Raw genomic sequence first — 25,022 nt, forward strand, 5'->3', positions numbered from 1 at the left:
TGGCTACCTGAAATCAAATTGACCGCCGCGCAACCGCTCTAGTGCCCTCGAATCCACCAACTCCATCCGGTCCTCGGGATGCCGCCAGTAATGCCGCACCAACCAGTACAGGGCCGCGCCGCGGGGCACATAGATGTTCGCGAAGCTGATGATCTCTTCGTTGCCGTCCCGAAGCCGAAGCACTACTGCACGCCGCGACTTCCGCGATTCCGCGTGGTCGGTCACGTCCATCACATCGTCCCATTCGAACATCCTCGTCGCGAGAATATCGGCGTTCTCGATCATCGCGGGTGTTAGCTTTACATGCCCCACCCCGCCGCGACGCCAAGCGACGACCAAGCCGCTGACGCCCGTAAGAACTACGACAGCTGCTGCACCCGCCCCGACGGTCTGCAGCATCCGTGTGTCCGCGAACTCGATAAGGCCTAGGGGCGCGCACACAGCGAAAACCGCGGAGCTCGGTATGGACGCCACAACGCCAATCAGCATGAGCAGAGTGAACCGTCTGTCCGGCAGTAGGGTGAAACCCGATGCATCACTAGTAATCCGCGCCTCAGATCGGTCGCTCCCGACCAACAGTACAGATGCGAGGAAGGTCAGCAGGAAAACCACCCACCCGACTGACACCATCGCGGTCAAGAAGTTCCCGCGGGTAGCCGCCGTCAACCCCAGGGCAGCGTAAACCACCGTAATACCGAACCCGACAACACCGGCTAGCGGGAGAAACCACCGCCCGCCCCGCCACCGGGTCGGTTCAGGGAGATTCAGTTCGGACACAGGGCATCCCCAACGAACTTGCCCATCGCTGAGCCACCCAATCCGCCGGCGAGCCCGAAAAGAACCGCTCCTGCCGGAACGGTCACCGGCGCGAGTGGCCCACCGAACACGCCAAGCCCCGCGCCAACTTCCGCAAGAGCCCAACCCCCGCCACCGCCTGCGGCACCCGCGACCAGCGCGATGCACTTGTCTTTGTCTGAATCCGCCATAACAAAGTCGAACACTGTAGTTGCCGCAGCTAGCGCGGGACCACCGTACTTCATGGTCTTGCCGATGTTTTCGAGCGATTCCGCCGTGACCATCGGTAACGAACCGCCGTGTGCGATGTGTTTCTCCATGCCTGACATGCCAGCCCCGGTAGATGTTGACAGTTTGTCGATCAAGTCGACAGGCACAGTACTTGGCTGCCCGGCGGGCGGGGTGAAGCTAGCACTCCTGTGCCCGGACGAGTCCCTGGACATCAAGAGGTTCGATTGGTTTGCGTAGGTGATCGACGTGTAGTCAGTGCCGGTAGCCGCATCGCGCCAAGAACTGGTACTCGCTATCCGCTCACCGTTTTTGTCGAACTCTTCGACCTGATAGAAGTTTTGCTTACTTGGCCAGTCGAACGGTTTCATCCGAGTGGTCACCGCCTTGCTGCCGTCCTGTTTGATCACCGTCGTCAGCTCCTCGCCGTTCCCATTGGTCGATTCGATGATCTCCCGGACGTTCCGCTGCTCATCGGCGGCCCGGAGTGCCTCCTGGCCCACCACACCCAGCGGCGTCGTCGGGTCGGGTACCTGATCAGGCGGCCGTTGCGCCGTTGGAAGCAGCAATCCGCCGAGATCGGTCGCCGGTCCCGGCTCGATGTAGCCGAACTCGTGGCCTGCCGCCACCACCGCGTTGGCAGCCGCATCGTCAGCGTCACCGACGGTGATCAGCATGCGATTGATCACCCCTTGTTCCTCCAACGCCAGCGCCTGCAGCTTGGCGATCTCCTCCTCTGACATGGTCGCCGGGTCAACCAGCACCACCCATTGGTCAGACACATTCAGCGGCCCGGCATCGACCTCGTCGGCCTTCGCAAGCAACGCCCTGCGCGCATCACCGATCGATTCCGCGCCGCCGCCAAGCGCAGCCGCCACAGCGTCGGCGTACCCAGAAAACTTGACGGCATCACGCTCTGCACGAGTGAACATCGCAGCGGCCGCATCATGGGAACGGCCTGACCACGAACCTATCGCCGGCATTTCCTGGCACGCTTGATCGATTCCCTTCACTGCACCCGACACCGATCCGGAAGCCGACTTGATCGCAGCCGCGGACGAGGTCAAGGAGTCTGGATTCCAACCGATCAAAGTGGGACGAGACGGCAACATCGGCTAGAACAACCCATCGAAGTCGCTGGCCAGCGCGTCATCCGTCACCTCGAAAGCGTCGCCCGCGCCACGGACCGCCTGGCCCATCTTGGTGACATTGTCGGCGAGCTTGATGGCCATCTGCGAGAAGTGTTCACCGACGGTGCGCGCGGCCCACTGCGTGGTGGAACCTGGTAGGCCATCTGCCGCCGACGTCGTCTTGCGACCGACATCTGCAGAAGAAATCGTCGAGCTCGCCGCATTTGACTGACTCGCCAAGGTTCTCAATACCTCAGGATCAACCAGCATCATCTACCTCCCCGAACGCATGTGCCGTCATCCATTGTCACCTACGAGGATCCAGCCGCTTTGCACCAATTTCCCAGCACGCGAGCTCGATGCGGGTGGGATCGACACAGCTGCTGATCAACCAATCCGCGCCCAGTCCATCACCGCGACGAACAACGCGGCGGCACAGGGGCGAATCGCATGCTCAGAAGCTTGAGGCCGATGCCGGGCCCAACCAGGCGCCAACTTGTCGGCGCCCGGTTGTACGTTCTCCTGTTCGCCTGGCATCGGTGCCCGGGCGCAAGACAGAAGGAACACCGCCATGAGCAGTCCCTATCAGCAGCCCAACGACCCGAATCAGCCTGCTGCGCAGAGTTTTCCCCAGTACGCACCACCGCACGCGAAGAAGCGCAAGTGGCCGGCGATCGTCATCGGCGTCGTCGCATTCGTGGCCGTCATGTCGGCGTTCTCCGACAAGGACGACACCAAGCAGGGCCCGAAGCCCAGCGCCGCGCTCGCCGCGCCGGCCCCGGCCAAAGAGAACACGCCGACCGCCGGGCTCAACACCCCGGTCCGCGACGGCAAGTTCGAGTTCGTCGTCAAGACGGTGCAGCCCGGGCTGACAGAAATCGGCGACAATCCCTACCTGCGCGAGAAGGCTCAGGGCCAGTTCGTGATCGTGACGCTCAGCGTGCAGAACATCGGTGACCGGGCACAAGGTTTCAGTCCGTCCAACCAGAAGTTGATCGACACCCAAGGCCGCAGTTTCGAAAGCGATTCGTCCGCTCAGATCGCTCTGGGCGATTCGGATATCCCAGTCTGGGACGACATCAACCCCGGCAATGCCGTCGATGTATCCCTGGTCTACGACATGCCGGCCGGCGCAGCACCGGCACGCATCGAACTGCACGACTCGATGTTCTCCGGCGGCGTCACCGTGGCGCTGACGCCGTAGACGGCGACACCGGGGCCTGCCTGCTTGGCCGGCCCCGGCCTGCCGCATCCATCAGGACGGATCAACCCCGCACCGACACCGGCACCGGCATATGCAGCGCGAGTTGACCTTCCGTGACGACATCGAGCTGGATGGTCTTGATCAGATTGAGAGCTCGCAAGACATCAGCCATCCTCCCCTGCCCGATCTGCAGATCCACGCCACGAGGAAACCGCGCGGTCCCGGCCGACAGCACATTTGTCTGGCTCAGCGTGGAATGCCAGGCGCCGCCCAACGACGTGTACGACGTGAGCGTCGAAACCCGCTCCCCCGTCTCATACTTCGCCTGGCGCGGGGTGACAGCAGAGAGCGCCAGATCCACCCCACCGGCATCGTTCCCAACGCGCGCGACCGTCCGATCCGTGTCGATCGAGACATCAAGCTCGGTTACCCACTTCGGGAACCCGTACCCGTCATGTCCACGCACCTGGGCGATCTGCGTGCTCACCGGAAGAGACAGCACATACGAGTGCAGGTGATCGTTGGCCAGGCTGCTCGCCAAGTCGGCGAACCCCAGCTTGCCGTGCCGCGCCGGCCGGACCGCGACGCCGACGGCGGCCTCGGTGTAGAAGTCGATGTCGCACACGTCGTAGCGGAAGAACATCACTGAGACGATCCCGAGGCCGGGTGCAATCTCCAGGGGTGCAAGTTCTTTCGGCAGCCGGGTGCGGATATCACGGGACCGGGCCAGCATCACCAGCCGCGCGGTCGAGATGCGGTAGTAGAAGTTCGGCGTCAGCGTCGGCCCGATCGCCGAGTTCACCTCGGTCTTGGGCAGCGTCCGGAAGAAGTCGACGCTCGACACCCGGGGATCACGCGCGACCTCGTCGAGGTCGGTGCGCATCCGAAATCGGTCATACAGGCCCCCTTTGGGCACCGTGACCAGGCGCCCACCAAGGTCCACCTCAACGGAAGGCATCAGACTCCCGTCCCAACATCCGCCACGAGTCGCTCCGCGAGCTTCTCCGAGGACTGCGGGTTCTGCCCGGTGTAGAGGTTGCCGTCGACCACGACATGCGGACGCAGCGGCAGCCGCGCTTTCGAGTAGTCGACGCCGGCCTCCTTCAGCTTGTCCTCCAATAGCCAGGGCGCCTTGCGCCCGAAGCTGTTCAACAACTCCTCGCGGTTGGACAACCCGGTCATGCGCCGACCGGCGAAGGGTGACACCCCGTCCGGCCCACTAGCGGCCAGGATCGCCGCCGGCGCATGGCACAACAGGGCCAGTGGCTTGTCGGACTCCAACCGATGTGCCAGGAGCGCACCCGAGACCGGGTCGTAGGCAAGGTCTTCCATCGGGCCGTGCCCGCCCGGGTAGAACACCACGTCGTAGTCGTCGGCATTCACGGTGTCGAGCGAGACCGGATGAGCCAGCACGTTGGCGATGGCGTCCAGATACGTCTTGACCTCCTTGCGCTTCCACGGCATGCCGCCGGAGATCCCGAGGCTGAGCTGATCGAGCGTCGGCGCCGTGCCGCCGGGCGTCGCCACCGTGATCTGCCACCCGGCCTGGGTGAAGATCTGGTGCGGCCGCGCGACCTCCTCGGCCCAGTACCCGGACGGATGCACCGTCCCGTCGTTGAGGGTCCAGCGGTCGGCCGCCGAGATCACCATCAGCACGTTCGTCATGATCGTCTCCTGTCCACAGTCTCTACACCGATGTCCGAGTACCCACCCGCGGCCGCGAGGCCAGCCACCGCGAGTACCGACGCAGGGCCCGCCGTGCCACGAGTTGATCGGCTGCCAACGCGAACGCCGGCCCGACGTTGAGCGCGGGCTTCTTCCCGGCACCGAGTCGGCGCATCTGGTAGCGGACCATCGCCATGCTGGCGATGGAGGCCAGCGGTTTGTCCGGCCAGGTCACCGGCTTCAGCCGTCCGGTCGCCTCCGCGCCGTGACGCCACCGCGCGGGCAGGTCGGGGGTTTCGGCCAGCGCGGTGGCCATGCCGACCACCGCGACGCCGCTCGCCAACACGCGCTCGGCGGTCTGACGCCGGGTGATGCCGCCGGTCAGCATGAGCGGAATGGGGCTGCTCACGGCGAGCTCGGACGCCAGTTCCAGGAAGTACGCTTCGCGGGCCGCGGTGCGCTCATCGGCTGGGCGGCCAGTCATCGCGGGGCTTTCGTAACTGCCGCCGGACAACTCGACCAGGTCGACGCCCAGCGGCGCGAGCATGTCGATCACCTTGCGGGCATCGTCGGCGTCGAAGCCGCCGCGCTGGAAGTCCGCTGAATTCAGTTTCACCGCAACGGAAAACCCCGGTGACACCTCGGCGCGGATGGCGTGGACGATCTCGCACAGCAGCCGGGCCCGGTTCTCCAGCGAGCCGCCCCACTCGTCGGTGCGGGTGTTGACGAGCGGAGACAGGAACTGCGACAACAGGTATCCGTGTGCGGCGTGCACCTCGACGCCGACGAACCCGGCCTGCTCGGCGCGCCGCGCGGTGGTGGCGAAGCGGGTGATGGTGTCGGCGATCTGCTCGGCCGTCATCGCGACCGGCTGCCCGAATCGCTTGGAGTGCCGGCCCAGCTCGACCGCGACGTCCGACGGTCCCCACACCACGCCCGGCATGTCGGCCTGGACCTGACGCCCGGGATGGCTGATCTGCATCCACATCGCAGACCCGTGGCGCCGTCCCGCGTCCGCCCACGCCGCGAAGGGCTCCAGCGGCGAGTCGGCATCCAGCACGACGCCGCCCGGTCCGGTCATCGCCTCGGCATGGACCATGACGTTGCCGGTGATGAGCAGGCCGGTTCCGCCGGCGCCCCACTGCCGGTACAGCGTGATCAGCCGCTCACCGGGCAGCTGCGCCCGACCCGCCATGCCCTCTTCCATGGCCGCCTTGGCGATCCGGTTGCGCAAGACCTGACCGGACTTCAGTTGCAGCGGCGCGAACAACGCCTCCGACGCATTCGACATGGGAACTCCCTCATCAATGTTGACAGTGCTTACTTCTGCTTGCTGCTAACATACGGGGAGCATGTAAGCGGTGTCAACACTTGTGAGGTAGATCCCGAATGCCCACGTCAACGAGGTCGTATCACCACGGCGACCTGCCGAGCGCGCTCGTGCAGGCAGCACTGGAGCTGCTGGAAGAGGGCGGCGCGAACGAACTGTCGCTGCGGGCAGCGGCTCGCCGCGCGGGCGTCTCGACCGCCGCGCCGTACCGGCATTTCGCCGACCGTGACGCGCTGCTGTCCGCGGTCGCCGCGGTGGGTTACCGCGATCTGGCCACCCAGTTGGCCGCGGCCAACCCGTCACCCAAAACGCCCGCCGACCTCGCCGACATCGCCATCGCTTACGTGAACTTCGCGCTGAAACGCCCCGGCCTGTTCCGGGCCATGTTCGCCGAACCGTGCGACCCCACCAGCCCGGAACGCGTCGCCGCGGTCGAGGCCATCAGCGAGTACCTCAGATCGATTGTGCGACAGGCCATTCCCATGTCAGATCCCGACGCGATGGCGAACGCGGTGTGGGCCCTGGTGCACGGCCTGGCGTTCCTGCACCTGGACGGCAAGTTCGACGCGTCCTCCCCCGACACCGTCGCCACCACGGTCCGGGCGGCGGTCGCTGCAGCGCTTGGACAGCTCGCCTGACCCTATCCATGCCTGATATTTCGATCATTTCCACCACTGCGCCTAATGATCGAAATAGCAATCATTCCACGTATTGATCGCTATGCTCAATAAATGCATCACGAAGCGCTGGTGTACGACACCGCCGAGTTCGGTGAGCGTATCCGCGCCCTCCGCCGCGCAAAGGGCCTGCGCCAGGACGAACTCGCCGACCGCATCGGGGTCACCCGGATGACCATCTCGCGGCTCGAACGCGGCGAATCCGTCAGCGTCGACACGGCATTGCGGGCATTGTCGGAATGCGGCCATGCCATCGCGATTGCACCCAAATTCACCAGGGTCGCGGTGCTCGATGGCCAGTAAGCCATTGAACGTATGGCTGCATGGGACGCACATCGCGCAGCTGCGCGAGCCAACCCGTTTCCGGTACCGCCTGGACTTCACCGAAGACGCCCTGGATACCTTCGGTGAAGGTAGTCGGGTGCTGTCGCTGGCGCTACCGATCACTCGCCGGCCGGCCACCGACGGCCGGAGCCCCGGCGCCCCGATGCCGGTATCGGCGTTTCTCTCGGGTCTCTTGCCCGAAGGTAATCTGCGCGAACAGCTCGCCGCTGAAGCTCGGGTGCCCGTCACCGACAGCATGGAGCTGCTGCGCCGAGTCGGGGCCGAATGCGCCGGAGCCGTACAGTTTCTCGACACCGACGTGGCGCCCGGCCCAGGTCATGTGCGCCGACTCACCGACGACGAAGTAACACGGCTCGTTGCGGACCTGCCGACATATCACCTACCCGACGGCGCCACGCCGCAAGCATCGTTGGCCGGCATTCAGGACAAGGTGCTCCTCACCGCACTCGACGACGGCAGCTGGGGTTGGCCAGAGCAAGGTGCCGCCTCGACGCACATCATCAAACCAGAACCGTTGAGCGGAGCGCTTTCCCATCTCGTCCAGACCGAGAATTGGGCATTACACGTCGCCCGGGCCGCCCACCTGGCGGCTGCGGAGTCACGCCTCGCCACATTCGAAGACCGCGAGGCGATTGTGGTCACCCGCTACGACCGCACTGCGGCCGGAGAACGTCGGCATCAAGAGGATTTCTGCCAGGCGATGGGCCTTCCGCCACAAGCCAAATACGAAAGTACCGCCGAGTCCAAACGCCATGGGTCGCGCCTCAAACGGATCGCCCGGACAGCCGCAGCACGTGCCGCAGACCCCGGTGATTTTCGCGCAACACTGCTGCGAACCGGGACATTCAATGTCGTGATCGGCAATGGAGACGCGCACTCCAAGAACTACTCGCGATGATCGATCGACTTGGCCGAATATCCCTGGCCCCGCTGTACGACGCGGCACCGACCGCATACCTTGATTCCAAGTACAAGGGCACCGGGCATGTCATCAACGGCAAGACCGCGATCGACGTTGTCGACGTCGATGACCTCGCCCGAGAAGGAGCCTCCTGGGGCATGTCTGAGCGTCGCGCATGCTCAATCGTGCAGTCCTGCATGGAGACTGTGCACGATGCAATCCATTCGGCGCCCCTGCCGCCAGGCACTGAGCGAGTCAAACACAACCTCGAGGCGATGTGGGTTCGGCGCGCATGGTCAATCGGGCGCGGCACCGACACCTACCTCGGCGAGTCGTGAGCCCGAGCGCAGCTCAGTCCTGCTCCCCGAAGCCCACATACGCCGGCCGCAGAATCTCAGCGAGCCTGCGCCTGCGCACGGTCACCGACACCTCGGGCAGCTGGTCAAGCAGTGCCGTCGACGCGGCAACAGGAGGACTGAAGACCGGAAGAACGTTCTGCCGCACGAAGAATGAATCGAGGCAGTCGGTCAAGTCCGGCCCTGAGGACGCCGCCTGATCGGCGGCCGGGCGACCACCCGAACGGGCGGCGGCCAGATTCTCCAGCAGGTCCTCACGGTCCCGGCCCCGCCAGGCCAGGATGATGAACGGATCCTCGTCGAATGCTTCGGCCAGCAGGTAGAACGTCGCCGCGAGATGCTTGCACGGCACGGCGAAGTCAGGACACGAACAGTCCAGCGACAGGTCCCGGGCCGTCGTGGGAAACAGCGGCAACTCCACCGCGCCGAACACGTCCTCGATATCGGCCGGCATCTCACCGGCAAGCAAAGCCGCTGTGTACAAAGCATCTTCGGCGAGCGCGGCTTCGATCTGCAACCATTCGCTCTTACCGAACGCCGGGATGCCGATGCGGACCCGGTAGGGACGTACCCTGCTGCCCTGCACCTCCGCAGTGACCAGACCCGGACCGATGTCCAGCGAGATCACCTGACCGCGACGGGCATAGTTGCGGCCGCGCTGCATCCGACTACCCATACCCATGGCCTCGAGCACTCCGATGAACCGTTGCGACCACCACGTCTGGGCGATCGCGCCACGGGCGCTGCGGGCCTTCAACCCGTCAGCGGCACGGGGCCGCGACGGTGGATACCAGTCATTCACCGACGGCTCCCTCCGACAGGGTGAACAGTTTGCGCAGGTCGCCGGTGGACAGCTCGGTCAGCCAGCCTTCGCCGTCCCCGACCACCAGATCGGCCAGTGCTTTCTTCTGCTCGATCATGTCGTCGATCTTCTCCTCGAGCGTGCCGGTGCAGATGAATTTACGCACCTGCACGGTGCGCTTCTGACCGATCCGGAAGGCCCGGTCCGTGGCCTGGTTCTCCACCGCTGGGTTCCACCATCGATCCAGGTGCACAACATGATTGGCGGCGGTCAGGGTCAGCCCGGTGCCACCCGCCTTCAGCGACAGCAGGAAGATCGACGGTCCTTCACCGGACTGGAAACGCTCGACCATCTCGTCGCGCCGCTTCTTCGGCACACCGCCGTGCAGGTAAGCGACATCCTGACCGAACCGCGCGGCCAGGTGCGGTGCCAACATCTCGGCGAACTCGGTGAACTGGGTGAAGCACAGCACCCTGTCCCCTTCGGCGAGAATCTCCTCCAGGATCTCCTCCAGCCGGATCACCTTGCCGGAACGCGTGCCGATCGGCGACCGGTCGTGCAACAGCTGCGCGGGGTGGTTGCAGACCTGCTTGAGTTTGGTCATCGCCGCGAGTACGTTGCCGCGCCGCTCGATTCCGTCGGTGTGCTCGATCTTCTCCATCATCTCGTCGACGATGGACTGGTAGAGCGATGCCTGCTCGGTGGTGAGCCGGCAGTACTGCTTGACTTCGATCTTCTCGGGCAGGTCGTCGATGATGGCCGGATCGGTCTTGAGGCGCCGCAGAATGTAGGGACGGGTGATCCGGCGCAGCCGTTCGGCCGGCTCGGTCTGGCCGTACTTCTCCACCGGCACCGCGTACCGGGCCCGGAACACCTCGGACGAGCCGAGCAGGCCCGGGTTGAGAAAGTCCATGATGGACCACAACTCGGCAAGCCGGTTCTCCACCGGGGTACCGGTGAGCGCGATCCGGTGCTCGGCGTCCAGGCGGCGCACCGCCTTGGCCCCGCGCGACAGGCTGTTCTTGACGGCCTGGGCCTCGTCGAGCACCACCCGGTTCCACCGATGGCCAGCGAGTTCGTCGATGTCGCGGGTGGCCGTGGCATACGTGGTGACGACCAGGTCGACCTCGGCCAGCTGTTCTTCCAGTGCGCCGCCACGAAGCCTCTCCGGGCCGTGGTGGGCGTAAACCCGAAGCGCCGGCGCGAATTTTGCGGCTTCCCGTTGCCAGTTGCCCACCAAGGACATCGGGCACAGCAGCAGGGTCGGGGCGGCGACGGGGTCGTTGTGGCGCTGGGCGGACTCCAGCGCAAGCAGCTGCACGGTCTTGCCGAGACCCATGTCGTCGGCCAGACAACTGCCCAGGCCCAGCGACGACAGGAAGGCCAGCCACGACAGACCTCGCTGTTGGTAGGGACGCAGCGTCGCAGCGAAGTCCGGTGCTGGTTGCAGGGGCTGAAGTGATTGTCCGGCAACGCCGTTGAGCAGATCGCCGAGCCAACCGTCGGCCCGTACCGACACCACCTCCAGCGGGGTGTCGGTGTCGTCAGGATGGCTGGCCGCCAACGCCAGCAGCTCGGCGGGACTCGCCTGTCCCGACCGGTGGCTCTTGAGGAACTCGAGCCCGCGTCGCAGCTGTTCCTGATCGACCGCCACCCATTGGCCACGCAACCTGATCAACGGTGCCTTGGTCTGTGACAGCGCGTTGATCTCGTCCTCGGTGAGCGTGTCATCGCCGACCGCGAGATCCCACCGGAACTCGACGAGCTGCTCGCGGCCGAACCGACTGGCCGTAGCCACCACACCGTCGACCGGTGTCGACGCCGACACCGCGAGGCCCAGCTTGCGGTGCCGATCCCACCACGACGGGAGCAGCACCCCGAAGCCCGCATCGTCGAGCAGCGGCGCCGCGACCGACAGGAAGTGGTAGGCACCCTCGGCGTCCAAGTCGAGACCGGAGGGAAGTGCGGTGCGCAGACCGGAGGTCAGTTCCGGGTAGATCCGGACCGCACGACCGAGCTCGGCGAGCAGTAGCTCCTCGGGACGGTCAAGCCAACGCCTCAGGTTGCCGTCGTCGTCCCAGGTCTGCTCTGCCGGGACCAGCAGACTGGGGTCGGCGACTGACTGCAGCAGGAACTCCAGCCGCCAGCCCGCCGCGTCGTCGCCGGACTCGACCTCGGTGAGCCGGAAGGTCGCCCGAGCCGGACCCGGCTGCTCGATCCCGATCTCGTCCCACGGCGCCAGCGCGTCGGCCAAGGCGTCGAGAGCGTGGAACTCCGCGTCGAACCTGCCGTCGGGCGCCGTCAGTGCGGCCACCCACGCTTCTTCGACCGCGAGACGTTTCGGGCGGCGCCCGCGACGGGGTGGCAGCATCTCTTCGACCGGCGGCGCGGCGGCACGCGCCAGCTCGTCGACGAATACTCCCAACGCCGACGTCACCAACTCCGATGCTGCCCCGGCAGCCGACTCCGCCCGGAACACGGGCGGCATGGCCGCGACGATCGCGTTCAGTTCCATCACGTCGGCACCCTGGATCACGGGCCGCCAGAACGCGACGGGCTGCCCCTCGTCGATACCCAGCGCAGGCAGAAGTCGGCCGCCCGCCAACAATTTTCGTGCGAATGCCGCGATATCGGCCAGGTAGGTCACCGACGCGCCATACCGCACATCTGCCGCCATCTCATCGAGAACGGCCAACGTCGAGGCTGCGGGAACCGATAGCACCGGAACCGACCACGGCAGCAGCGCGGGTGCACTGCGGGACGCAGGCCGCGGCGTGATCCGCAGCAGTTCCGGCGAGTCCAGCGGCGAGGTCCGCAGTGACGGCAACAGCAGCACACTGTTTCCGGGCTTGCCCGGGTGGATTTCGCCGATCACGTCGGCAGCCGCGGCGAAGGGATGTGGGCGAGCGGTGCGCATCGCCTGACTTGCGCTCTTCACTGGCAGGGCCGAGTCCTCAGCCCACAGGCAGAGCCCCTCGGAGGACCAGAATCCGTGCAGAACCAACATTGATATTTCGCTTCCTGGAGGTCACGCCAGGCTAGCCAGCCCGCACGACGGTTGCGGAACCGCCGCGCCGGATCCACCCGAGCTCGGGCCGAATTGGTGACCGGTGAGACAGTTGGTACCGGTGAGGTCAGCCGGCCCGCATCCCGCTGTTCGCGGCGTTCACAATCGCACCCGCGCCTACCAAGGACTCGGCGAGTAATCCTTCAAGAAACACCCGTACAGGTCCTCGCCCAATTCCCCGCGGACGATCGGGTCATACACGCGCGCAGCACCATCCACCAGATCCAGCGGTGCGTGGAAACCTTCTTCGGCCAGCCGCAGCTTCGTCGGATGCGGACGCTCGTCGGTGATCCACCCGGTATCGACGGCGGTCATCAGGATCCCGTCCTGCTCCAGCATCTCCCCGGAACTCGTGCGGGTCAGCATGTTCAGCGCGGCCTTGGCCATGTTGGTGTGCGGGTGCCCGGGCCCCTTGTAACCGCGGCTGAACTGGCCTTCCATCGCCGACACGTTCACCACGTACTTGCGTCGGGCGGGTGAGGCGGCGAGCGCCGGGCGCAGCCGGCTCACCAGAATGAACGGCGCAGTCTGGTTGCACAGCTGGACCTCGAGGAGTTCCATCGCATCGACCTCGTGCACGCGTTGGGTCCAGCTGTTCACCGACGCGGTGTCGGGCAGCAGCCCACCCGCGTCGATGGCCACCCCGGCGGAGATCCGCTCCGGCGAGGCGCTGCGGGCGGTCAGGGCCAGCTCGGTCAGCGCGTGCGCGGTGGGGTGCTCGCCGAGGCTCCCGGCCAGGGCATGCGGATGCGCGTCACTGACATGGTCGAAGGTGACCACGTCCACCAAGGCCGGCGGCGGGGTGCGCTCGGCCTCCACCAGCGCGGCATACGAGCCCGGCGGGCGACGCACCGTCTGCGCCGCGTTGTTGATCAGGATGTCCAGCGGCCCCTGCGCGGCCACCTCGTCGGCCAAGGCCACCACCTGGGCCGGGTCCCGCAAGTCGATCCCCACCACCCGCAGCCGGTGTAACCAGTCGGCGCTGTCCTCCATCGCGGCGAAACGGCGCACCGCGTCGTTGGGGAACCGGGTGGTGATCGTGGTGTGCGCGCCGTCGCGCAACAGCCGCAGCGCGATGTACATGCCGATCTTGGCGCGCCCGCCGGTGAGCAGCGCGGTGCGCCCGGTCAGGTCGGTGCGAGCATCGCGCTTGGCCCGGTTCATCGCGGCGCAATCCGGACAAAGCTGGTGGTAGAAGGCGTCGACCACGGTGTGGTGCTGCTTGCAGATGTAGCAGGCCCGCGAGCGCAGCAGCGTGCCCGCACTCGCCCCGACCGCGGTGGACACCAGCGGCAAACCCTGGGTCTCGTCGTCGATCCGTCCCGGCGCACCCGTGGCGGTGGCGGCGATGACGGCCCGGTCGGCCGCCGCGATCGCATCGCGTCTGGCGGCCCGGCGTTCCTTCTTCAGCACCTTGAACATCTTCGCGGTGGCCTGGCGCACAGCAACGGCATCGGGATGCTCCGGAGGCAGCGTGTGCACCTCGGACAGCACCCGCAGGCACGTGCTGAGCTGGTCAGGATCGATCGCGTTCACGAGGGAAGGGTACGGCGGTTGGGGTCAAAACCCCGTATCGAGCGAACCGGCGGCAACCCGGTGGGCCCGTGGGATCAGTCGTAGATGACGTCCAGCCCGCGCCGCCGAAGGTCCGCCAACCCGTCGCGCATGCCTTGCAGCTGCTCGGGTGAATGCCCCACCCAGTCGGTGATCTCACCGACGATCTTCACCGGCTCGCGGGTTCGGTAGGAGCGGGTCGGGTTCCCGGGCAGCTTCTTGTCGGTCACGTTCGGGTCGTCCTCGATCGCACCTTCGGGTTCGACGATGTAGATGCGGCCCCGCCCCTCGCCGACGGCCATCTCGGCGCCCCACACCGCGGCATCCAACGTGCGGGTGACGTACACGTGGTTCATGATCCGGCCGGCTTGGTAATTCGACTCGCGGCCGGGCACCAGGCGGTCCCCCACCGCCAGGTCAGCCTTGGTGCCATGCAGCAGCGCACCGGACTCATGCACCTCGAACGGTTTCGGCGTACTCGTCACAACATCCCCCATCTCGTCACGGACCGACAGATTGTGCAGCACGCCAGGGGCCTTGCCGCAAGCCCCACCCCCCGCCGTATAGTGAGAGTGGGAGGCGAGCCAAAGTCCTTCGGCGCCCGCCCAATCCGGTCAGAGTTGGTCGATCAACCCGTCGACCAGACTGCGCAATTTCGCGAAATGCGTTCCGGCCCAATAGATCTGCCCGCAGTCCGGGCAGCGACTGAACTCGTCGTAATAGCGGCGGGTCAACGGCTCAAGGCGGTCCGCCACCGCCTCCTTCGTCACCGCGGCCAGCCTCCCGTTGCACCGCACGCACCGGGTGAACGGCGCCACCCGGCGCCGCAGATCCAGCCGCCGCAGCACCTCCAGCGTCTGCTCCTCGGGCTGCTGGGAGTGGACGAACAGGCCGTGGGTGATCGCGCGACGCTTCAACAGGCCCCGGTCTCGGGTCAGCAGAATCCGCCGCTGCTCGACGCTGGTGTCGGCCAGGGCTTGGTCGTCGGCATCGTTGGACCACCACACGTCGAACCCGAGCAGGCGCAGCAGCCGCGCCAGCCGGCCGAGGTTGACGTCGATCACGAACCGCGGTTGCCGCAGCGGCTCCGGCCGGAGCCGGGCCGTCGCCCCGATGTCGAGCGCCTCGAACATCGGGTACACCGCGATCCGGTCGCCGACCGCGGGCCGGTACTCGAACCCCACCGGATCCCCGTTCACCAGGATCAGGTCGATCTCGGTGTGCGGAATACCCATGGCCTCCAGCACATCCTTGACGGTCTGGTGGCTCCGGCAAGGACGCCGGACGGACCGCCATTCTCGCTATGCTCAGCTGTTCAGGTTCGGCTTCCACGTCCCCGAGACATGCTCGAGGATCCGCTCCGCCATGCGTTCCGCCTCGGGTTGCAGGCTCACTGGCAAAACCGCAACAGCGCGCTCGAATGCACTGGGAAGGTCTCTGCGGAGTTCATCCACCCAAGCCACGGCCTGATCCGCGGGGATCCCGAGTCGACGGCCGACCTTGTTCCAATCGGAATTGGTGACGTCCAGCATCTTCCAGTGGTCGCCGATCTTCATCGATGAGCGAAGGCGCTCGCGCTGGTCGTATGGTGCTGCCGAGGCGGCGTCATACAGGGGCGACACCTGGGCGCGTGATCCGACGAGTACGAGCGAGTAATTCTTTGCGTGAGCGTCGGTTCCACCGATAAGGATGTTGTAGGAGAGCGCCTTGAAGAAGCGCTCGGCGTTCACGGCGCGGTCCTCGATCGGCAGACGATTGAGCAGGTTGGCGATGTCGCCAACACCGGGGCCGCCGTCGGACTGGTATTTCAGACCGGGATGGACCGACAGCGCCTGGCAGATATCTTCTTGGTGGACTCGATGCCAGGCAATTCCGTCATAAAGGCGGTCGTAGCGGGTCGAGGTCAGCACCTGAACGTCACCAATCTCCATCACTGCGGCTTCGGCGGCGAGCAGCCCGGCTTCGCTGGCGGCGCGCTGGCATAGCGTCTCGTTGATGTGGTGCCGTGCGTAACCAGAGATTGCAGGTTTGACGATCACGGTCGTCGGTGTCGAATCACGCGGGATCCCGAACTGCCCTGATTGCGGGTCCCGGAACAGCGCGACCTTGGGTTGTACACCGGCCAGGCTCCACCGGCCACCGAACCTGCCTGGGTCCCAGTCTGATTGATGAGTGGCGAGCACGTGGACGAGATCTGCGAGTTCAGTCCCACTGAGCCATTGGATGTCACCGGTCCGTGCGCGGGCATCCGCAGGATCGACGTCAGGAGGGAGAATCTGAACCGCACCGGCCGCGTCGCGTCCGACATGAGCGAGCAGAGCGAAGGGATTGTTCGGCGAGACGTTGTATTCGCGTCCCCACCGCTGTCGCGCACCTTCACTGTCCGGAAGCAAGCCCTCAAGGTAGGACCGAATAGCCTTGTCCCGATGACGATTCGACAAGATCGGCAAGGACAGCGACAACGGTGTCGGGTCAGCCCGGTCGCGATACTCATCGTCGTAGGTGAAACGCAGAGCTCCGTGAGCGGACTGCGTCACAGTACCGACCGGGACCCCGTCCAGGTAGACCCGCAGCGTCCTATCCGCCATCACCTTTTCCTTGTGCCGAACAGCGCGTCAAACGGATCAAGCGTTATGGGGGCCGTTCCGGCGGGCTTGGACTTCTCTGGAGTTTCCTTCCGGTTACGTTTGCGGGCACTCGACGACACTTCGGGCGCGGACGCTTCCAGACTCACACCGACGACGCGAAGTGCATCGAGCACCCGTTGCGCTTCCAGTCGTGGGTGCCCCTTCTCCAATCTGACGACCCAGTCTCGACTCATGCGCAGTTGCGCGGCCAGCTCAGCCTGAGTCATTCCACGAGCCGTGCGAGCCGAACGGACGAGAGCGCCAACGTCACCCATTGTCTTGACCTGCATGCCTACTCCTTGTAGTCGTTCGACGACATTTCAGATTGTAGTCGTTCGACGTCTTTCGCAAAAGAAGTTGTACAACGACTTTCTGCACTTCAGGAGGTCCTTACGCCGGGGAGAGACCGTCAAAAATCTTGACGATGCGGGAAGGGATTTCGCCAAGAATCGGTGCCGCGCCCGAGGACTCACGGTGAGAATTATCGACGGACGCGCGAAGCTGGCGGCCCGAATCGCTGCGTTCCCACCGACCGGTGGCGCGTCGCGAGCGGGCCACGGGTACTGAGTTGCCCGCCTGTCAGCGACTTTTCAGCGACAACCGCCACATGAGCACCGTGGGTAACTATGGTCACGAATGCGATGAATACTTTTGTCACACAAGGCTTCTTGAGCCTCGGGTGCAACGGAATTCGGGTTGTCCAGCTGTCAGCGACAGAGTCGCTGACAGCTGGACATTGGACGGATGAGGTTGGTGAGACTCCAGAGCACTGAGTGGTAGGTGCGATCCGCCACGGCGTGACTGGCGAAGCTCAGGGTGTAGGAGTGCCGATTGTCGCTGAAAAGTCGCTAGCAGGCGGGCACATCGGCACCCACCCGGAGATCCGTGACAGGTGTGACTTGCACCGTCGCACACCCGACGAGCCAGCTTCCCTCCCCAGAAGCCACGGCCCGCAACATGTCACAACGCACAAACTGCCGCGGACTTGTCGGTGCCCTCCACCACAATCCGGACATGAGCCGCCGCAACCGCCAAAAACGCGCCGCCAAGCACAAAGAACGCCGGCGCACGTCATCCCAACAGGGACGCTGGAACACCGAACCTGAGTACGACCGTGCAGCCCTACTCAACCAGCTCACCGCAAAGCTGTACCACCGCGCGATGTGTACAGATCACGACGAGAATGCCCACGCTGCCGAACTATTCGACGAATGCCGCTCCGCGCACGATCTCGACCTGGCCGCCGACGGCGCCATCACCGGAGCGATCAGCAAGGCATGGCAGGCCGGATGGTCACCGAATGATCTCCACGAGTTCGCTCGTCGCCACCTGGACGCGTCCGCAGCCGGCTACCTCGCCGAGGCGATCGTTCTCGAATCCCGGCACTATGCCGTCACCACCTTGCACCCGCGGTGGCGTGCCGAGCTCGCCGCGTTGTCCACGGGCGGCGCTCCCGTCCCTCCGCTGATGTCGGACTGGGCCGACAGGCGTGCCGTCGACCGTCTCGCAGCGTTGACCTTGGTGCTGAAGATACTGCGACTGCTCGCCACCCTCCCGATCCTGGAGCCTCTGCTGCCGTTGCCCGGTGCGCACCAGCATTCGGCCGCTGTGGTGAATGCGGCCGACGCAAAAGCGCTCAGCCGAGTTCGCGGACTGCTGGCCAAGGCAGAGGCCACCAAGTTTCCCGAAGAGGCTGAAGCCCTTTCGGCCAAGGCACAAGAGCTGATGAGTCGATACTCGCTGCATCACGCAGTCCGAGAGCACGAGCGCGGGCGCAGCGCAGAGGCCGTCGCCCGGCGGATGTGGATCGACAGCCCGTACGTCATGGCCAAGTCCGCGCTCGTGCAGGCCGTGGCGACGGCCAACCGAAGCCACACGGTGTGCTCCGAGAAGCTGGGTTTCGTCGTGGTCATCGGCGTCGATTGCGACCTGGAATTCGTTGAACTGCTGGCTACTTCACTGCTGGTTCAAGCCAACCGGGCCATGCTGGCCGCCGGCCGCGGAACCCGCGGCGGGCAGACCCGGACCCGCTCGTTTCGCCAGTCATTTCTCCTCTCGTACGCCAACCGCATCGGTGAACGCCTCACCACCGCCTCTACGACCGTGGCCACCGAGATGGAGCGCGGCGCACTGCTTCCGGTACTGGCCGCCCGCAGCCAGGCGACCGAAGAGCTCAGCAACCGGCTCTTCCCAGCGACGGTGCCCCGGGAAATGACGGCGTCCAACGGCGCAGGATGGTCGGCCGGACGTATCGCAGCCGACCTTGCTCAGCTGGATGTACGCCGCCCGATCGCGGGGTGATGGACACCAAATGCCCCAATAACCACCACCCGCCACAACCACCTCGGTAACGTCGAAAGCGATGCAGAGGACACCGACGTGTTGATCGCGGCATTACGCGATCTGCAGTGGCGCCGGCGGCGGTTCATGATCGCCGCGGTCGGCACCGCGTTGGTTTTCGCCATGACCCTGGTGTTGACGGGCCTGGCGAACGGTTTCCGCGTCGAAGCCGAACGCAGCGTCGACGCCCTGGGCCTCGACGCATTCATGATCAAAGAGGGCGCGGCCGGCCCCTTCCTCGGCTCGGCGCCGTTGCCGCTCACCGACGTTCAACGTGCCGCCAAGCTGCCGGGGGTCACCACCGCGGTGCCGCTGGTGTACGGCTCGTCGACGATCCCGAACAACGGCACCCCGCGCAACGTGAACGTGTTCGGGGTGCCGGAGCAGGGCCCAGGAGCCCCGGCATTGAAGGAGGGCCGGGCACCGCACACACCCGACGAGGTCGCGGTGTCGACGACCATGGGCCAACCGATCGGCGCCGACGTCGCCATCGGCGCGTCGAATCTGCGCGTGGTCGGGTTGGTCGATGACCTCACCGCCCTGGCCGCCCAGGACAACGTCTACCTGACCGTCCCCGGCGCCCAACAACTGCTGTTCTCCGGCCAGAAGCTGATCTCGTCGGTCGGCATCGTCGGCACCCCGGGCGCGCCGCCACCGGAATTCCGCATCGTCGACCGGGCCGGCGCGATCGACGACATGGTGCGCCCATTGCGCGGCGCCAACCAGGCGATGAGCTTGATGGCCGGCCTGCTGTGGGCCGTCGCGGCGCTGATCGTCGGCTCGGTGATCTACCTGTCCGCACTGGAACGCACCCGGGACTTCGCGGTGTTCAAGGCGGTCGGGGTGGCCACCCGCTCCATCATGGGCGGCCTCGCGATGCAGGCGGTGACGGTCGCGTTGCTGGCCGCACTGCTGGGCGCGGGCCTCTCGCTGGTGCTCGGGCCACCGTTCCCGATGCGCTGCGACGTGCCCACCGTGGCGTTCGTCGCACTGCCGATCGTCGCCGTCGTCATCGGCCTGCTGGCCAGCGTGGCCGGGCTGCGCCGCGCGGTCACCATCGACCCAGCCCTGGCGTTCAGAGGACCCTGACATGGCCGATCTTCTCGTCAAAGACCTCGTCGTGGAGTACTCCAGCGGCGGCTACGCGGTACGCCCGATCGACGGCCTCGACCTCGACGTCCCGGCCGGATCACTGGCAATCCTGTTGGGCCCCAGCGGATGCGGCAAGACCACGCTGCTCTCATGCCTGGGCGGAATCCTCAAACCGACCGCGGGACGCATCGAATTCGGCGACATCGACGTGAGCACGCTGAACAAGAAAGCGCTGTCGGACTACCGGCGCGACACCGTCGGGATCGTGTTCCAGGCGTTCAACCTGGTGCCGAGCCTGACCGCGATGGAAAACGTGATGGTGCCGCTGCGCGCCGCCGGCATGAGCCACTACGGCGCCCGCGAACTCGCCATGGAACTACTCACCCGCGTCGGGCTCAAGGACCGACTGCACCACCGGCCCGGCAACCTCAGCGGCGGGCAACAACAGCGCGTCGCGGTGGCGCGCGCCATCGCGCTCGACCCGCCGCTGATCCTCGCCGACGAGCCCACCGCCCACCTGGACTTCATCCAAGTGGAGGAAGTGCTGCGGCTCATCCGTGAACTTGCAAGCAACGAACGCGTCGTGGTGGTCGCCACCCACGACACCCGCATCCTGCCACTCGCCGACCAAGTGGTGGAGCTCGTTCCACACGTCGCCGTCGAACATCAGGGCCCCGAAACCGTGACTGTCGAGGCCGGCGAAGTGCTGTTCGGCCAGGGCGAGATGGGCGACCTGATCTACATCGTCACCACCGGTGAGATCGAACTCTCGCGCGAATTGGCCAGCGGCGGTGAGGAAGTCATCAAAGTCGTCGGGCCCGGCGACTACTTCGGCGAGATGGGACCGCTGTTCAGCCTGCCCCGGTCGGCGACTGCCCGCGCCAAGACCGATGCCAGCATCGTCGGCTACACCGTCCAGGCGTTCCGCGAACTGCTCGGCCCCACCGGCGCCAAGAACCTGATCGGACGATCCGACACCGACCAGTGAGCGGGCGACCTCGGTTTTCGCCAGGGGGTACCGGGCACAAGATCGAAGGAGTAGCGTCCGAACACGGCGTATGAAGAAAGCGGTGCGCCGGGTCAGCTACCGAGTCCGATGCAGTACGGGGCGGATGGTGACAGCAACCAAGCACCAAGAAAATGCCACAACGACATTCGTCGGCGCGCCCCCCGGCGGGCGTCACGGGTCGACGGCAGATGAAGTCCGGTCCCATTACGACCTGTCCAACGAGTTCTTCCGGCTCTGGCAGGACCCGACCCAGACATACAGCTGCGCCTACTTCGAGCGCGAGGACATGACGCTGGAGCAGGCGCAGATGGCGAAAGTCGATCTGGCACTGGGCAAACTCGGTCTGCAGCCGGGCATGACATTGCTCGACATCGGCTGCGGTTGGGGCTCGACGTAGGCCTTTGAGCTGATGCCCGACGACGGCGTGATGCTGCTGCACACCATCGTCTCGACCAGTAGAGAAGAAGTCGCCGAACTGGGCCTGCCCACCACCATGTCGCTGATGCGCTTCTTCCGGTTCATCGTCACCGAGATCTATCCCGGCGGCCGGATCCCGCTGATCAAAATGGTCGAGGACCGGGCGGTCGAAGCCGGTTCCCACGTCACCCGCAAGCAGCGCCTGCGGCCGCACTACGCCCGCACGCTGGACACCTGGGCGGCAAACCTACAGGCCAACAAGGACGAAGCGATCGCGATCACCTCCGAAGAGGTCTACCAGCGCTACCTGAAGTACCTGACCGGCTGCGCGGATCTCTTTCGCGTCGGCTACACCGACGTGTGCCAATTCACCTGCGAGAAAATGTAACTACCGGGGAGGTTGCTGCGCATGGCCGACGGGACAACGGGGACGGCCCAGATGCGGCCGCACTTCGAAGACATCCAAGCCCACTACGACCTCTCCGATGACTTCTTCGGGCTCTTCCAAGATCCTTCCCGCACATACAGTTGCGCGTTCTACGCGCGCGACGACATGACGCTGGAAGAAGCTCAGCTGGCCAAGATCGATCTGGCCCTCGACAAGTTGGACCTCGCGCCGGGGATGACGCTGCTGGACGTGGGCTGCGGCTGGGGTGCGCTGATGAAACGCAGCCTGGAGCGCTACGACGTCAACGTGATCGGCCTGACCCTGAGCCGCAATCAATATGCCTACTGTCAAACCCTTTTGGATCAGGCCGATACCCGCCGCTCACACTTGGTGTGCCTACAGGGCTGGGAGCAGTTCGACCAGCCGGTGGACCGCATCGCCAGCATCGAGGCGTTCGAAGCCTTCGGGAAGTCGCGCTACGCAGCCTTTTTCGACACCGCACACCGCGTGCTGCCGGCCGATGGCCGCATGGTCATCGAGACGATCTTCACCCATCCGATCAACTACTGGCGTGAGCACGGTATCGCCATCACCCTGACCGACATGAAGTTCACCCGGTTCATCGGCCGCGAGATCTTCCCCGGCGGGCAGCTGCCATCGGATCAGGACATGCTCGAATTCTCGTCCGATGCGGGTTTTTCCACCGAAGAGCTACAGCTCATGAACGCCCACTACGTGCGAACGCTGGACACCTGGGCCGCCAACCTGGTCGCCCACCGCGACGAGGCGATCGCCGTGACCTCCGAGGAGGTCTACGACCGTTACATGCGCTACATCACCGGCTGCGCCGACTTCTTCCGCCGCGGGATCTCCGAAGTCGCGCAGTTCACCTTCGCCAAACGGCCCTAACCGGCGCCGAAGACCAATGCGACGTTGTTACCGCCGAATCCGAACGAGTTGTTGATCGCGTACTGGTAGGTGCCGCGGCGGGGTTGATCGACAACCACGTCGAGGTCGATCTGCGGGTCACGGTTTTTCAGGTTCAAGGTGGGCGGGATGGCCCCGTCGCGCAAGGCCTGTACGGTCAGCACCGCCTCCACGGCCCCGGCCGATCCCAGCGAATGTCCCAGCGCCGCCTTCGGCGCGTACACCGCGGGCATCGCGCGCCCCAGCGCCCGGTGGATGGCCCGCGCCTCGGCGGCATCCCCACAGACGGTGCCGGTCGCGTGGGCATTGACGTGATCGATGTCGGCCGGGCTGAGACCGGCCAGCTCAACGGCCCGGGTGATGGCATCGGCGGCGCGCTCGCCGGTCGGATCGGGCCGGATCGGGTGATAGCCGTCGCTGGTGATGCCGCAGCCCATCAGCCGGGCCAGGATCGGCGCAGCACGCGCCTTGGCGTGCTCCTCGGTTTCGATCAGCAGCAGCGCGCCGGCCTCACCGAACACCATGCCGTCGCGGTGGCTGTCGAACGGCCGGCATGCGGCCGCCGGGTCGTCGTTGTACGTCGACATGAAGCCGCACTGCGCGAATGCCGCGATGGGCACCGCCTCGATGCAGGTCTCGACGCCACCGCAGATCGCGACGTCGGCGTCACCCAGGATGATTTGTCGCCACGCCTGCGCGATCGCCGCCGCACCCGACGCGTCGGCCATCACCGGCGACATCACCCCGGCCTTCGCCTGCCGCTGCAGGGCCACCGCCACCGCCGGCGCATTCGGCATGTACTTCTGGATCGACGTCGGCGCCACGGCCCGCAGGCCCTTCTCCTTCCAGGTGTCGTACTGCAGGATCATTTCCTCGGTGGTGCCCAATGCCAGGCCGATCGACACCATCAGCCGGCGGGTGTCGATTTCGGGGGAGCCGGCGCTCTCCCACAGCCGACGCCCCAGCACCGTGGACATCTGGCCCATATACGAAAGCCTGCGCCGTTCAACCCGGCCCAGGATGTCCTCGAAGTTCTCGGTCAGCTGCCCGGCGATACGCACCGGGAAGTCGAACTCCTCGACGAACGGCTTGTCCAGGGTGCGGATGCCGCTTCGGCCCTCCAACAACAGCGCCCACGTGTCCTCGGCATCGGCCGCAAGAGAGGTAGTCGATGCGATCGCGGTGACGACGACATCGGCGAATGGACCTGCGGCATTCGCGGGCATCTTCTGAGTTTCCTGATTCTCCTTTGTGAGCCGAACACCTGCGAGAAAGTAATTCCCACTTTAGAACTGCATATACCCACTTACATCCGATTTGTCAGACTGGAGAACATGACCGAACCCGACACCCGCGTCGCGGTCTACCTCGACTTCGACAACATCGTCATATCCCGCTACGACCAGGTCAACGGCCGCAACTCGTTCCAGAAAGACAAGGCCAAAGGCCTGGAACCGGACAAGCTCGCCAAGGCCACGGTCGACGTCGCCGCCATCTTGGACTTCGCCTCCTCCTTCGGCACCCTGGTGCTCACCCGCGCCTACGCGGACTGGTCGGCCGACGTCAACGCCGGCTACCGCGAGCAACTGGTCGGGCGCGCCGTCGACCTGGTGCAGCTGTTCCCCGCGGCCGCCTACGGCAAGAACGGCGCCGACATCCGGCTGGCGGTCGACACGGTCGAGGACATGTTCCGGCTCCCCGACCTCACCCACGTGGTGATCGTCGCCGGCGACTCCGACTACATCCCCCTGGCCCAGCGCTGTAAACGGCTGGGCCGCTACGTGGTCGGCATCGGGGTGGCCGGATCGTCGAGCCGGGTGCTGGCCGCCGCGTGCGACGAGTTCGTCGTCTACGACGCGCTTCCCGGCATTCCCGCACTCACTCCGCAGCCTGAACCCAAGCCGCAGAAGCGCACCCGCAAAACCGCCGAGCCCGACCCACAGGCCCAAGCCACCGCGCTACTCACCCGGGCCCTGCAGATCGGCCTGGAAAAAGACGATGTCGAGTGGCTGCACAACTCCGCGGTCAAGGCACAGATGAAGCGGATGGACCCGTCCTTCAGTGAGAAGTCGTTGGGGTTCAAGTCGTTCAGCGATTTCCTGCGGTCGCGTTCCAAAGTGGTCGAGCTGGACGAGAGTTCGACGACGCGCATGGTCAAGCTGCGCTGA

23 protein-coding genes and 2 pseudogenes are annotated in these 25,022 nt (G+C 65.6%); 11 read left to right on the top strand and 14 right to left on the bottom strand.

Translation table 11 applies throughout. The features are described from left to right. Positions 1-3: 3 nt before the first annotated feature. Genes BKG60_RS28030 through BKG60_RS28040 form a run of 3 tightly spaced genes read right to left on the bottom strand, consistent with a single transcriptional unit; the run spans position 4 to position 2,426 of the window. A complete protein-coding gene (locus BKG60_RS28030; protein WP_070946889.1) occupies positions 4-777 on the bottom strand; it encodes a hypothetical protein in 774 nt (257 codons plus the stop codon). Next, the gene (locus BKG60_RS28035; RefSeq protein ID WP_070946888.1) at positions 765-2,135 is read right to left on the bottom strand and encodes a WXG100 family type VII secretion target; all 1,371 of its coding nucleotides are present in this window, start codon (positions 2,133-2,135) and stop codon (positions 765-767) included. The genes BKG60_RS28030 and BKG60_RS28035 overlap by 13 nt, the downstream gene beginning before the upstream one ends. Before the next feature lie 3 nt (positions 2,136-2,138). Beyond that, positions 2,139-2,426 carry a type VII secretion target gene (locus BKG60_RS28040; protein WP_341350336.1) on the bottom strand — a complete coding sequence of 96 codons (288 nt, stop codon included), beginning with the start codon at positions 2,424-2,426 and terminating at the stop codon, positions 2,139-2,141. Between the two features lie 298 nt (positions 2,427-2,724). Here BKG60_RS28040 and BKG60_RS28045 point away from each other — a divergent pair, with 298 nt between their 5' ends. Next, the gene (locus BKG60_RS28045) at positions 2,725-3,357 is read left to right on the top strand and encodes a DUF4352 domain-containing protein (protein ID WP_070946887.1); all 633 of its coding nucleotides are present in this window, start codon (positions 2,725-2,727) and stop codon (positions 3,355-3,357) included. Between the two features lie 61 nt (positions 3,358-3,418). Here the strand turns inward: BKG60_RS28045 and BKG60_RS28050 are convergent, their stop codons facing one another. Genes BKG60_RS28050 through BKG60_RS28060 form a run of 3 tightly spaced genes read right to left on the bottom strand, consistent with a single transcriptional unit; the run spans position 3,419 to position 6,313 of the window. After that, entirely contained in the window at positions 3,419-4,315 is an 897-nt protein-coding gene (locus BKG60_RS28050) for an acetoacetate decarboxylase family protein (RefSeq protein WP_070946886.1), read from the bottom strand. Continuing rightward, positions 4,315-5,022 carry a type 1 glutamine amidotransferase domain-containing protein gene (locus BKG60_RS28055; RefSeq protein ID WP_070946885.1) on the bottom strand — a complete coding sequence of 236 codons (708 nt, stop codon included), beginning with the start codon at positions 5,020-5,022 and terminating at the stop codon, positions 4,315-4,317. The genes BKG60_RS28050 and BKG60_RS28055 overlap by 1 nt, the downstream gene beginning before the upstream one ends. A 22-nt stretch (positions 5,023-5,044) precedes the next feature. Further along, entirely contained in the window at positions 5,045-6,313 is a 1,269-nt protein-coding gene (locus BKG60_RS28060; RefSeq protein ID WP_070946884.1) for an NADH:flavin oxidoreductase/NADH oxidase family protein, read from the bottom strand. Positions 6,314-6,411: 98 nt separating this feature from the next. Between BKG60_RS28060 and BKG60_RS28065 the strand changes: the two genes are divergently transcribed. The 4 genes from BKG60_RS28065 to BKG60_RS32630 all read left to right on the top strand — a co-directional run bounded on the left by BKG60_RS28065 (position 6,412) and on the right by BKG60_RS32630 (position 8,613). Beyond that, entirely contained in the window at positions 6,412-6,990 is a 579-nt protein-coding gene (locus BKG60_RS28065; protein WP_070946883.1) for a TetR/AcrR family transcriptional regulator, read from the top strand. A 93-nt stretch (positions 6,991-7,083) separates the two neighbouring features. After that, complete coding sequence (locus BKG60_RS28070; protein WP_070946882.1) at positions 7,084-7,332, top strand: helix-turn-helix transcriptional regulator; 249 nt, start codon at positions 7,084-7,086, stop codon at positions 7,330-7,332. Further along, on the top strand, positions 7,322-8,272 hold the full coding sequence (locus BKG60_RS28075; RefSeq protein WP_239252224.1) for a type II toxin-antitoxin system HipA family toxin: 951 nt from the start codon (positions 7,322-7,324) through the stop codon (positions 8,270-8,272). Before BKG60_RS28070 ends, BKG60_RS28075 begins: the two co-directional genes overlap by 11 nt. Next, the gene (locus BKG60_RS32630; protein WP_239252226.1) at positions 8,269-8,613 is read left to right on the top strand and encodes a HipA domain-containing protein; all 345 of its coding nucleotides are present in this window, start codon (positions 8,269-8,271) and stop codon (positions 8,611-8,613) included. Before BKG60_RS28075 ends, BKG60_RS32630 begins: the two co-directional genes overlap by 4 nt. Positions 8,614-8,626: 13 nt before the next feature. Here BKG60_RS32630 and BKG60_RS28080 read toward each other — a convergent pair whose 3' ends face one another. From BKG60_RS28080 to BKG60_RS28110, 7 genes and pseudogenes are all read right to left on the bottom strand, one after another. Next, positions 8,627-9,433 carry an SWIM zinc finger family protein gene (locus BKG60_RS28080; protein WP_070946881.1) on the bottom strand — a complete coding sequence of 269 codons (807 nt, stop codon included), beginning with the start codon at positions 9,431-9,433 and terminating at the stop codon, positions 8,627-8,629. Then, the gene (locus BKG60_RS28085) at positions 9,426-12,440 is read right to left on the bottom strand and encodes a DEAD/DEAH box helicase (protein WP_070946880.1); all 3,015 of its coding nucleotides are present in this window, start codon (positions 12,438-12,440) and stop codon (positions 9,426-9,428) included. Before BKG60_RS28085 ends, BKG60_RS28080 begins: the two co-directional genes overlap by 8 nt. A gap of 177 nt (positions 12,441-12,617) precedes the next feature. Beyond that, entirely contained in the window at positions 12,618-14,036 is a 1,419-nt protein-coding gene (locus BKG60_RS28090) for an SDR family NAD(P)-dependent oxidoreductase (RefSeq protein WP_070946879.1), read from the bottom strand. Positions 14,037-14,110: 74 nt separating this feature from the next. Next, positions 14,111-14,551 carry an NAD(+)--rifampin ADP-ribosyltransferase gene (arr, locus tag BKG60_RS28095; protein ID WP_070188237.1) on the bottom strand — a complete coding sequence of 147 codons (441 nt, stop codon included), beginning with the start codon at positions 14,549-14,551 and terminating at the stop codon, positions 14,111-14,113. 117 nt (positions 14,552-14,668) lie between these two features. Continuing rightward, positions 14,669-15,343: pseudogene (locus tag BKG60_RS28100) on the bottom strand (Mut7-C RNAse domain-containing protein); the annotation flags it as partial. An 18-nt stretch (positions 15,344-15,361) separates the two neighbouring features. Next, on the bottom strand, positions 15,362-16,642 hold the full coding sequence (locus BKG60_RS28105; RefSeq protein ID WP_070946878.1) for a type II toxin-antitoxin system HipA family toxin: 1,281 nt from the start codon (positions 16,640-16,642) through the stop codon (positions 15,362-15,364). Next, complete coding sequence (locus tag BKG60_RS28110; RefSeq protein WP_070188222.1) at positions 16,642-16,971, bottom strand: helix-turn-helix domain-containing protein; 330 nt, start codon at positions 16,969-16,971, stop codon at positions 16,642-16,644. The genes BKG60_RS28105 and BKG60_RS28110 overlap by 1 nt, the downstream gene beginning before the upstream one ends. 724 nt (positions 16,972-17,695) lie before the next feature. Here BKG60_RS28110 and BKG60_RS28115 point away from each other — a divergent pair. From BKG60_RS28115 to BKG60_RS28135, 5 genes and pseudogenes are all read left to right on the top strand, one after another. Beyond that, the gene (locus tag BKG60_RS28115) at positions 17,696-18,982 is read left to right on the top strand and encodes a DUF2786 domain-containing protein (protein WP_070946877.1); all 1,287 of its coding nucleotides are present in this window, start codon (positions 17,696-17,698) and stop codon (positions 18,980-18,982) included. A gap of 78 nt (positions 18,983-19,060) precedes the next feature. Then, positions 19,061-20,110 carry an ABC transporter permease gene (locus BKG60_RS28120; RefSeq protein WP_070946876.1) on the top strand — a complete coding sequence of 350 codons (1,050 nt, stop codon included), beginning with the start codon at positions 19,061-19,063 and terminating at the stop codon, positions 20,108-20,110. Between the two features lies 1 nt (position 20,111). Further along, entirely contained in the window at positions 20,112-21,101 is a 990-nt protein-coding gene (locus BKG60_RS28125; RefSeq protein WP_070946875.1) for an ABC transporter ATP-binding protein, read from the top strand. A 124-nt stretch (positions 21,102-21,225) separates the two neighbouring features. Continuing rightward, positions 21,226-21,927 (top strand): annotated as a pseudogene (locus tag BKG60_RS32735) (class I SAM-dependent methyltransferase). 21 nt (positions 21,928-21,948) lie between these two features. Then, positions 21,949-22,836 (top strand): cyclopropane mycolic acid synthase family methyltransferase, encoded by an 888-nt coding sequence (locus tag BKG60_RS28135; protein WP_083650364.1) that lies wholly within the window; start codon positions 21,949-21,951, stop codon positions 22,834-22,836. On the opposite strand, the gene BKG60_RS28140 is transcribed toward BKG60_RS28135, so the two are convergent. Then, positions 22,833-24,080, bottom strand: a complete 1,248-nt coding sequence (locus BKG60_RS28140) for a KasA/KasB family beta-ketoacyl-ACP synthase (RefSeq protein ID WP_075910236.1) — start codon at positions 24,078-24,080, stop codon at positions 22,833-22,835. The two genes, BKG60_RS28135 and BKG60_RS28140, sit on opposite strands and share 4 nt — an antisense overlap. Before the next feature lie 108 nt (positions 24,081-24,188). Between BKG60_RS28140 and BKG60_RS28145 the strand changes: the two genes are divergently transcribed. Then, a complete protein-coding gene (locus BKG60_RS28145; protein WP_070946873.1) occupies positions 24,189-25,022 on the top strand; it encodes an NYN domain-containing protein in 834 nt (277 codons plus the stop codon).

The sequence above is a fragment of the Mycobacterium syngnathidarum genome, from assembly GCF_001942625.1.
GTDB lineage: Bacteria > Actinomycetota > Actinomycetes > Mycobacteriales > Mycobacteriaceae > Mycobacterium > Mycobacterium syngnathidarum.

Bases quoted from the DNA above. Each gene is read 5' to 3' on its own strand.
- BKG60_RS28035 (WP_070946888.1), bottom strand. From the start codon at position 2,135: ATGTTGCCGTCTCGTCCCACTTTGATCGGTTGGAATCCAGACTCCTTG.
- BKG60_RS28040 (WP_341350336.1), bottom strand. From the start codon at position 2,426: ATGATGCTGGTTGATCCTGAGGTATTGAGAACCTTGGCGAGTCAGTCA.
- BKG60_RS28045 (WP_070946887.1), top strand. From the start codon at position 2,725: ATGAGCAGTCCCTATCAGCAGCCCAACGACCCGAATCAGCCTGCTGCG.
- BKG60_RS28050 (WP_070946886.1), bottom strand. From the start codon at position 4,315: ATGCCTTCCGTTGAGGTGGACCTTGGTGGGCGCCTGGTCACGGTGCCC.
- BKG60_RS28055 (WP_070946885.1), bottom strand. From the start codon at position 5,022: ATGACGAACGTGCTGATGGTGATCTCGGCGGCCGACCGCTGGACCCTC.
- BKG60_RS28060 (WP_070946884.1), bottom strand. From the start codon at position 6,313: ATGTCGAATGCGTCGGAGGCGTTGTTCGCGCCGCTGCAACTGAAGTCC.
- BKG60_RS28065 (WP_070946883.1), top strand. From the start codon at position 6,412: ATGCCCACGTCAACGAGGTCGTATCACCACGGCGACCTGCCGAGCGCG.
- BKG60_RS28070 (WP_070946882.1), top strand. From the start codon at position 7,084: ATGCATCACGAAGCGCTGGTGTACGACACCGCCGAGTTCGGTGAGCGT.
- BKG60_RS28075 (WP_239252224.1), top strand. From the start codon at position 7,322: ATGGCCAGTAAGCCATTGAACGTATGGCTGCATGGGACGCACATCGCG.
- BKG60_RS32630 (WP_239252226.1), top strand. From the start codon at position 8,269: ATGATCGATCGACTTGGCCGAATATCCCTGGCCCCGCTGTACGACGCG.
- BKG60_RS28085 (WP_070946880.1), bottom strand. From the start codon at position 12,440: ATGTTGGTTCTGCACGGATTCTGGTCCTCCGAGGGGCTCTGCCTGTGG.
- arr (WP_070188237.1), bottom strand. From the start codon at position 14,551: ATGGGGGATGTTGTGACGAGTACGCCGAAACCGTTCGAGGTGCATGAG.
- BKG60_RS28105 (WP_070946878.1), bottom strand. From the start codon at position 16,642: ATGGCGGATAGGACGCTGCGGGTCTACCTGGACGGGGTCCCGGTCGGT.
- BKG60_RS28110 (WP_070188222.1), bottom strand. From the start codon at position 16,971: ATGCAGGTCAAGACAATGGGTGACGTTGGCGCTCTCGTCCGTTCGGCT.
- BKG60_RS28115 (WP_070946877.1), top strand. From the start codon at position 17,696: ATGAGCCGCCGCAACCGCCAAAAACGCGCCGCCAAGCACAAAGAACGC.
- BKG60_RS28125 (WP_070946875.1), top strand. From the start codon at position 20,112: ATGGCCGATCTTCTCGTCAAAGACCTCGTCGTGGAGTACTCCAGCGGC.
- BKG60_RS28135 (WP_083650364.1), top strand. From the start codon at position 21,949: ATGGCCGACGGGACAACGGGGACGGCCCAGATGCGGCCGCACTTCGAA.
- BKG60_RS28140 (WP_075910236.1), bottom strand. From the start codon at position 24,080: ATGCCCGCGAATGCCGCAGGTCCATTCGCCGATGTCGTCGTCACCGCG.
- BKG60_RS28145 (WP_070946873.1), top strand. From the start codon at position 24,189: ATGACCGAACCCGACACCCGCGTCGCGGTCTACCTCGACTTCGACAAC.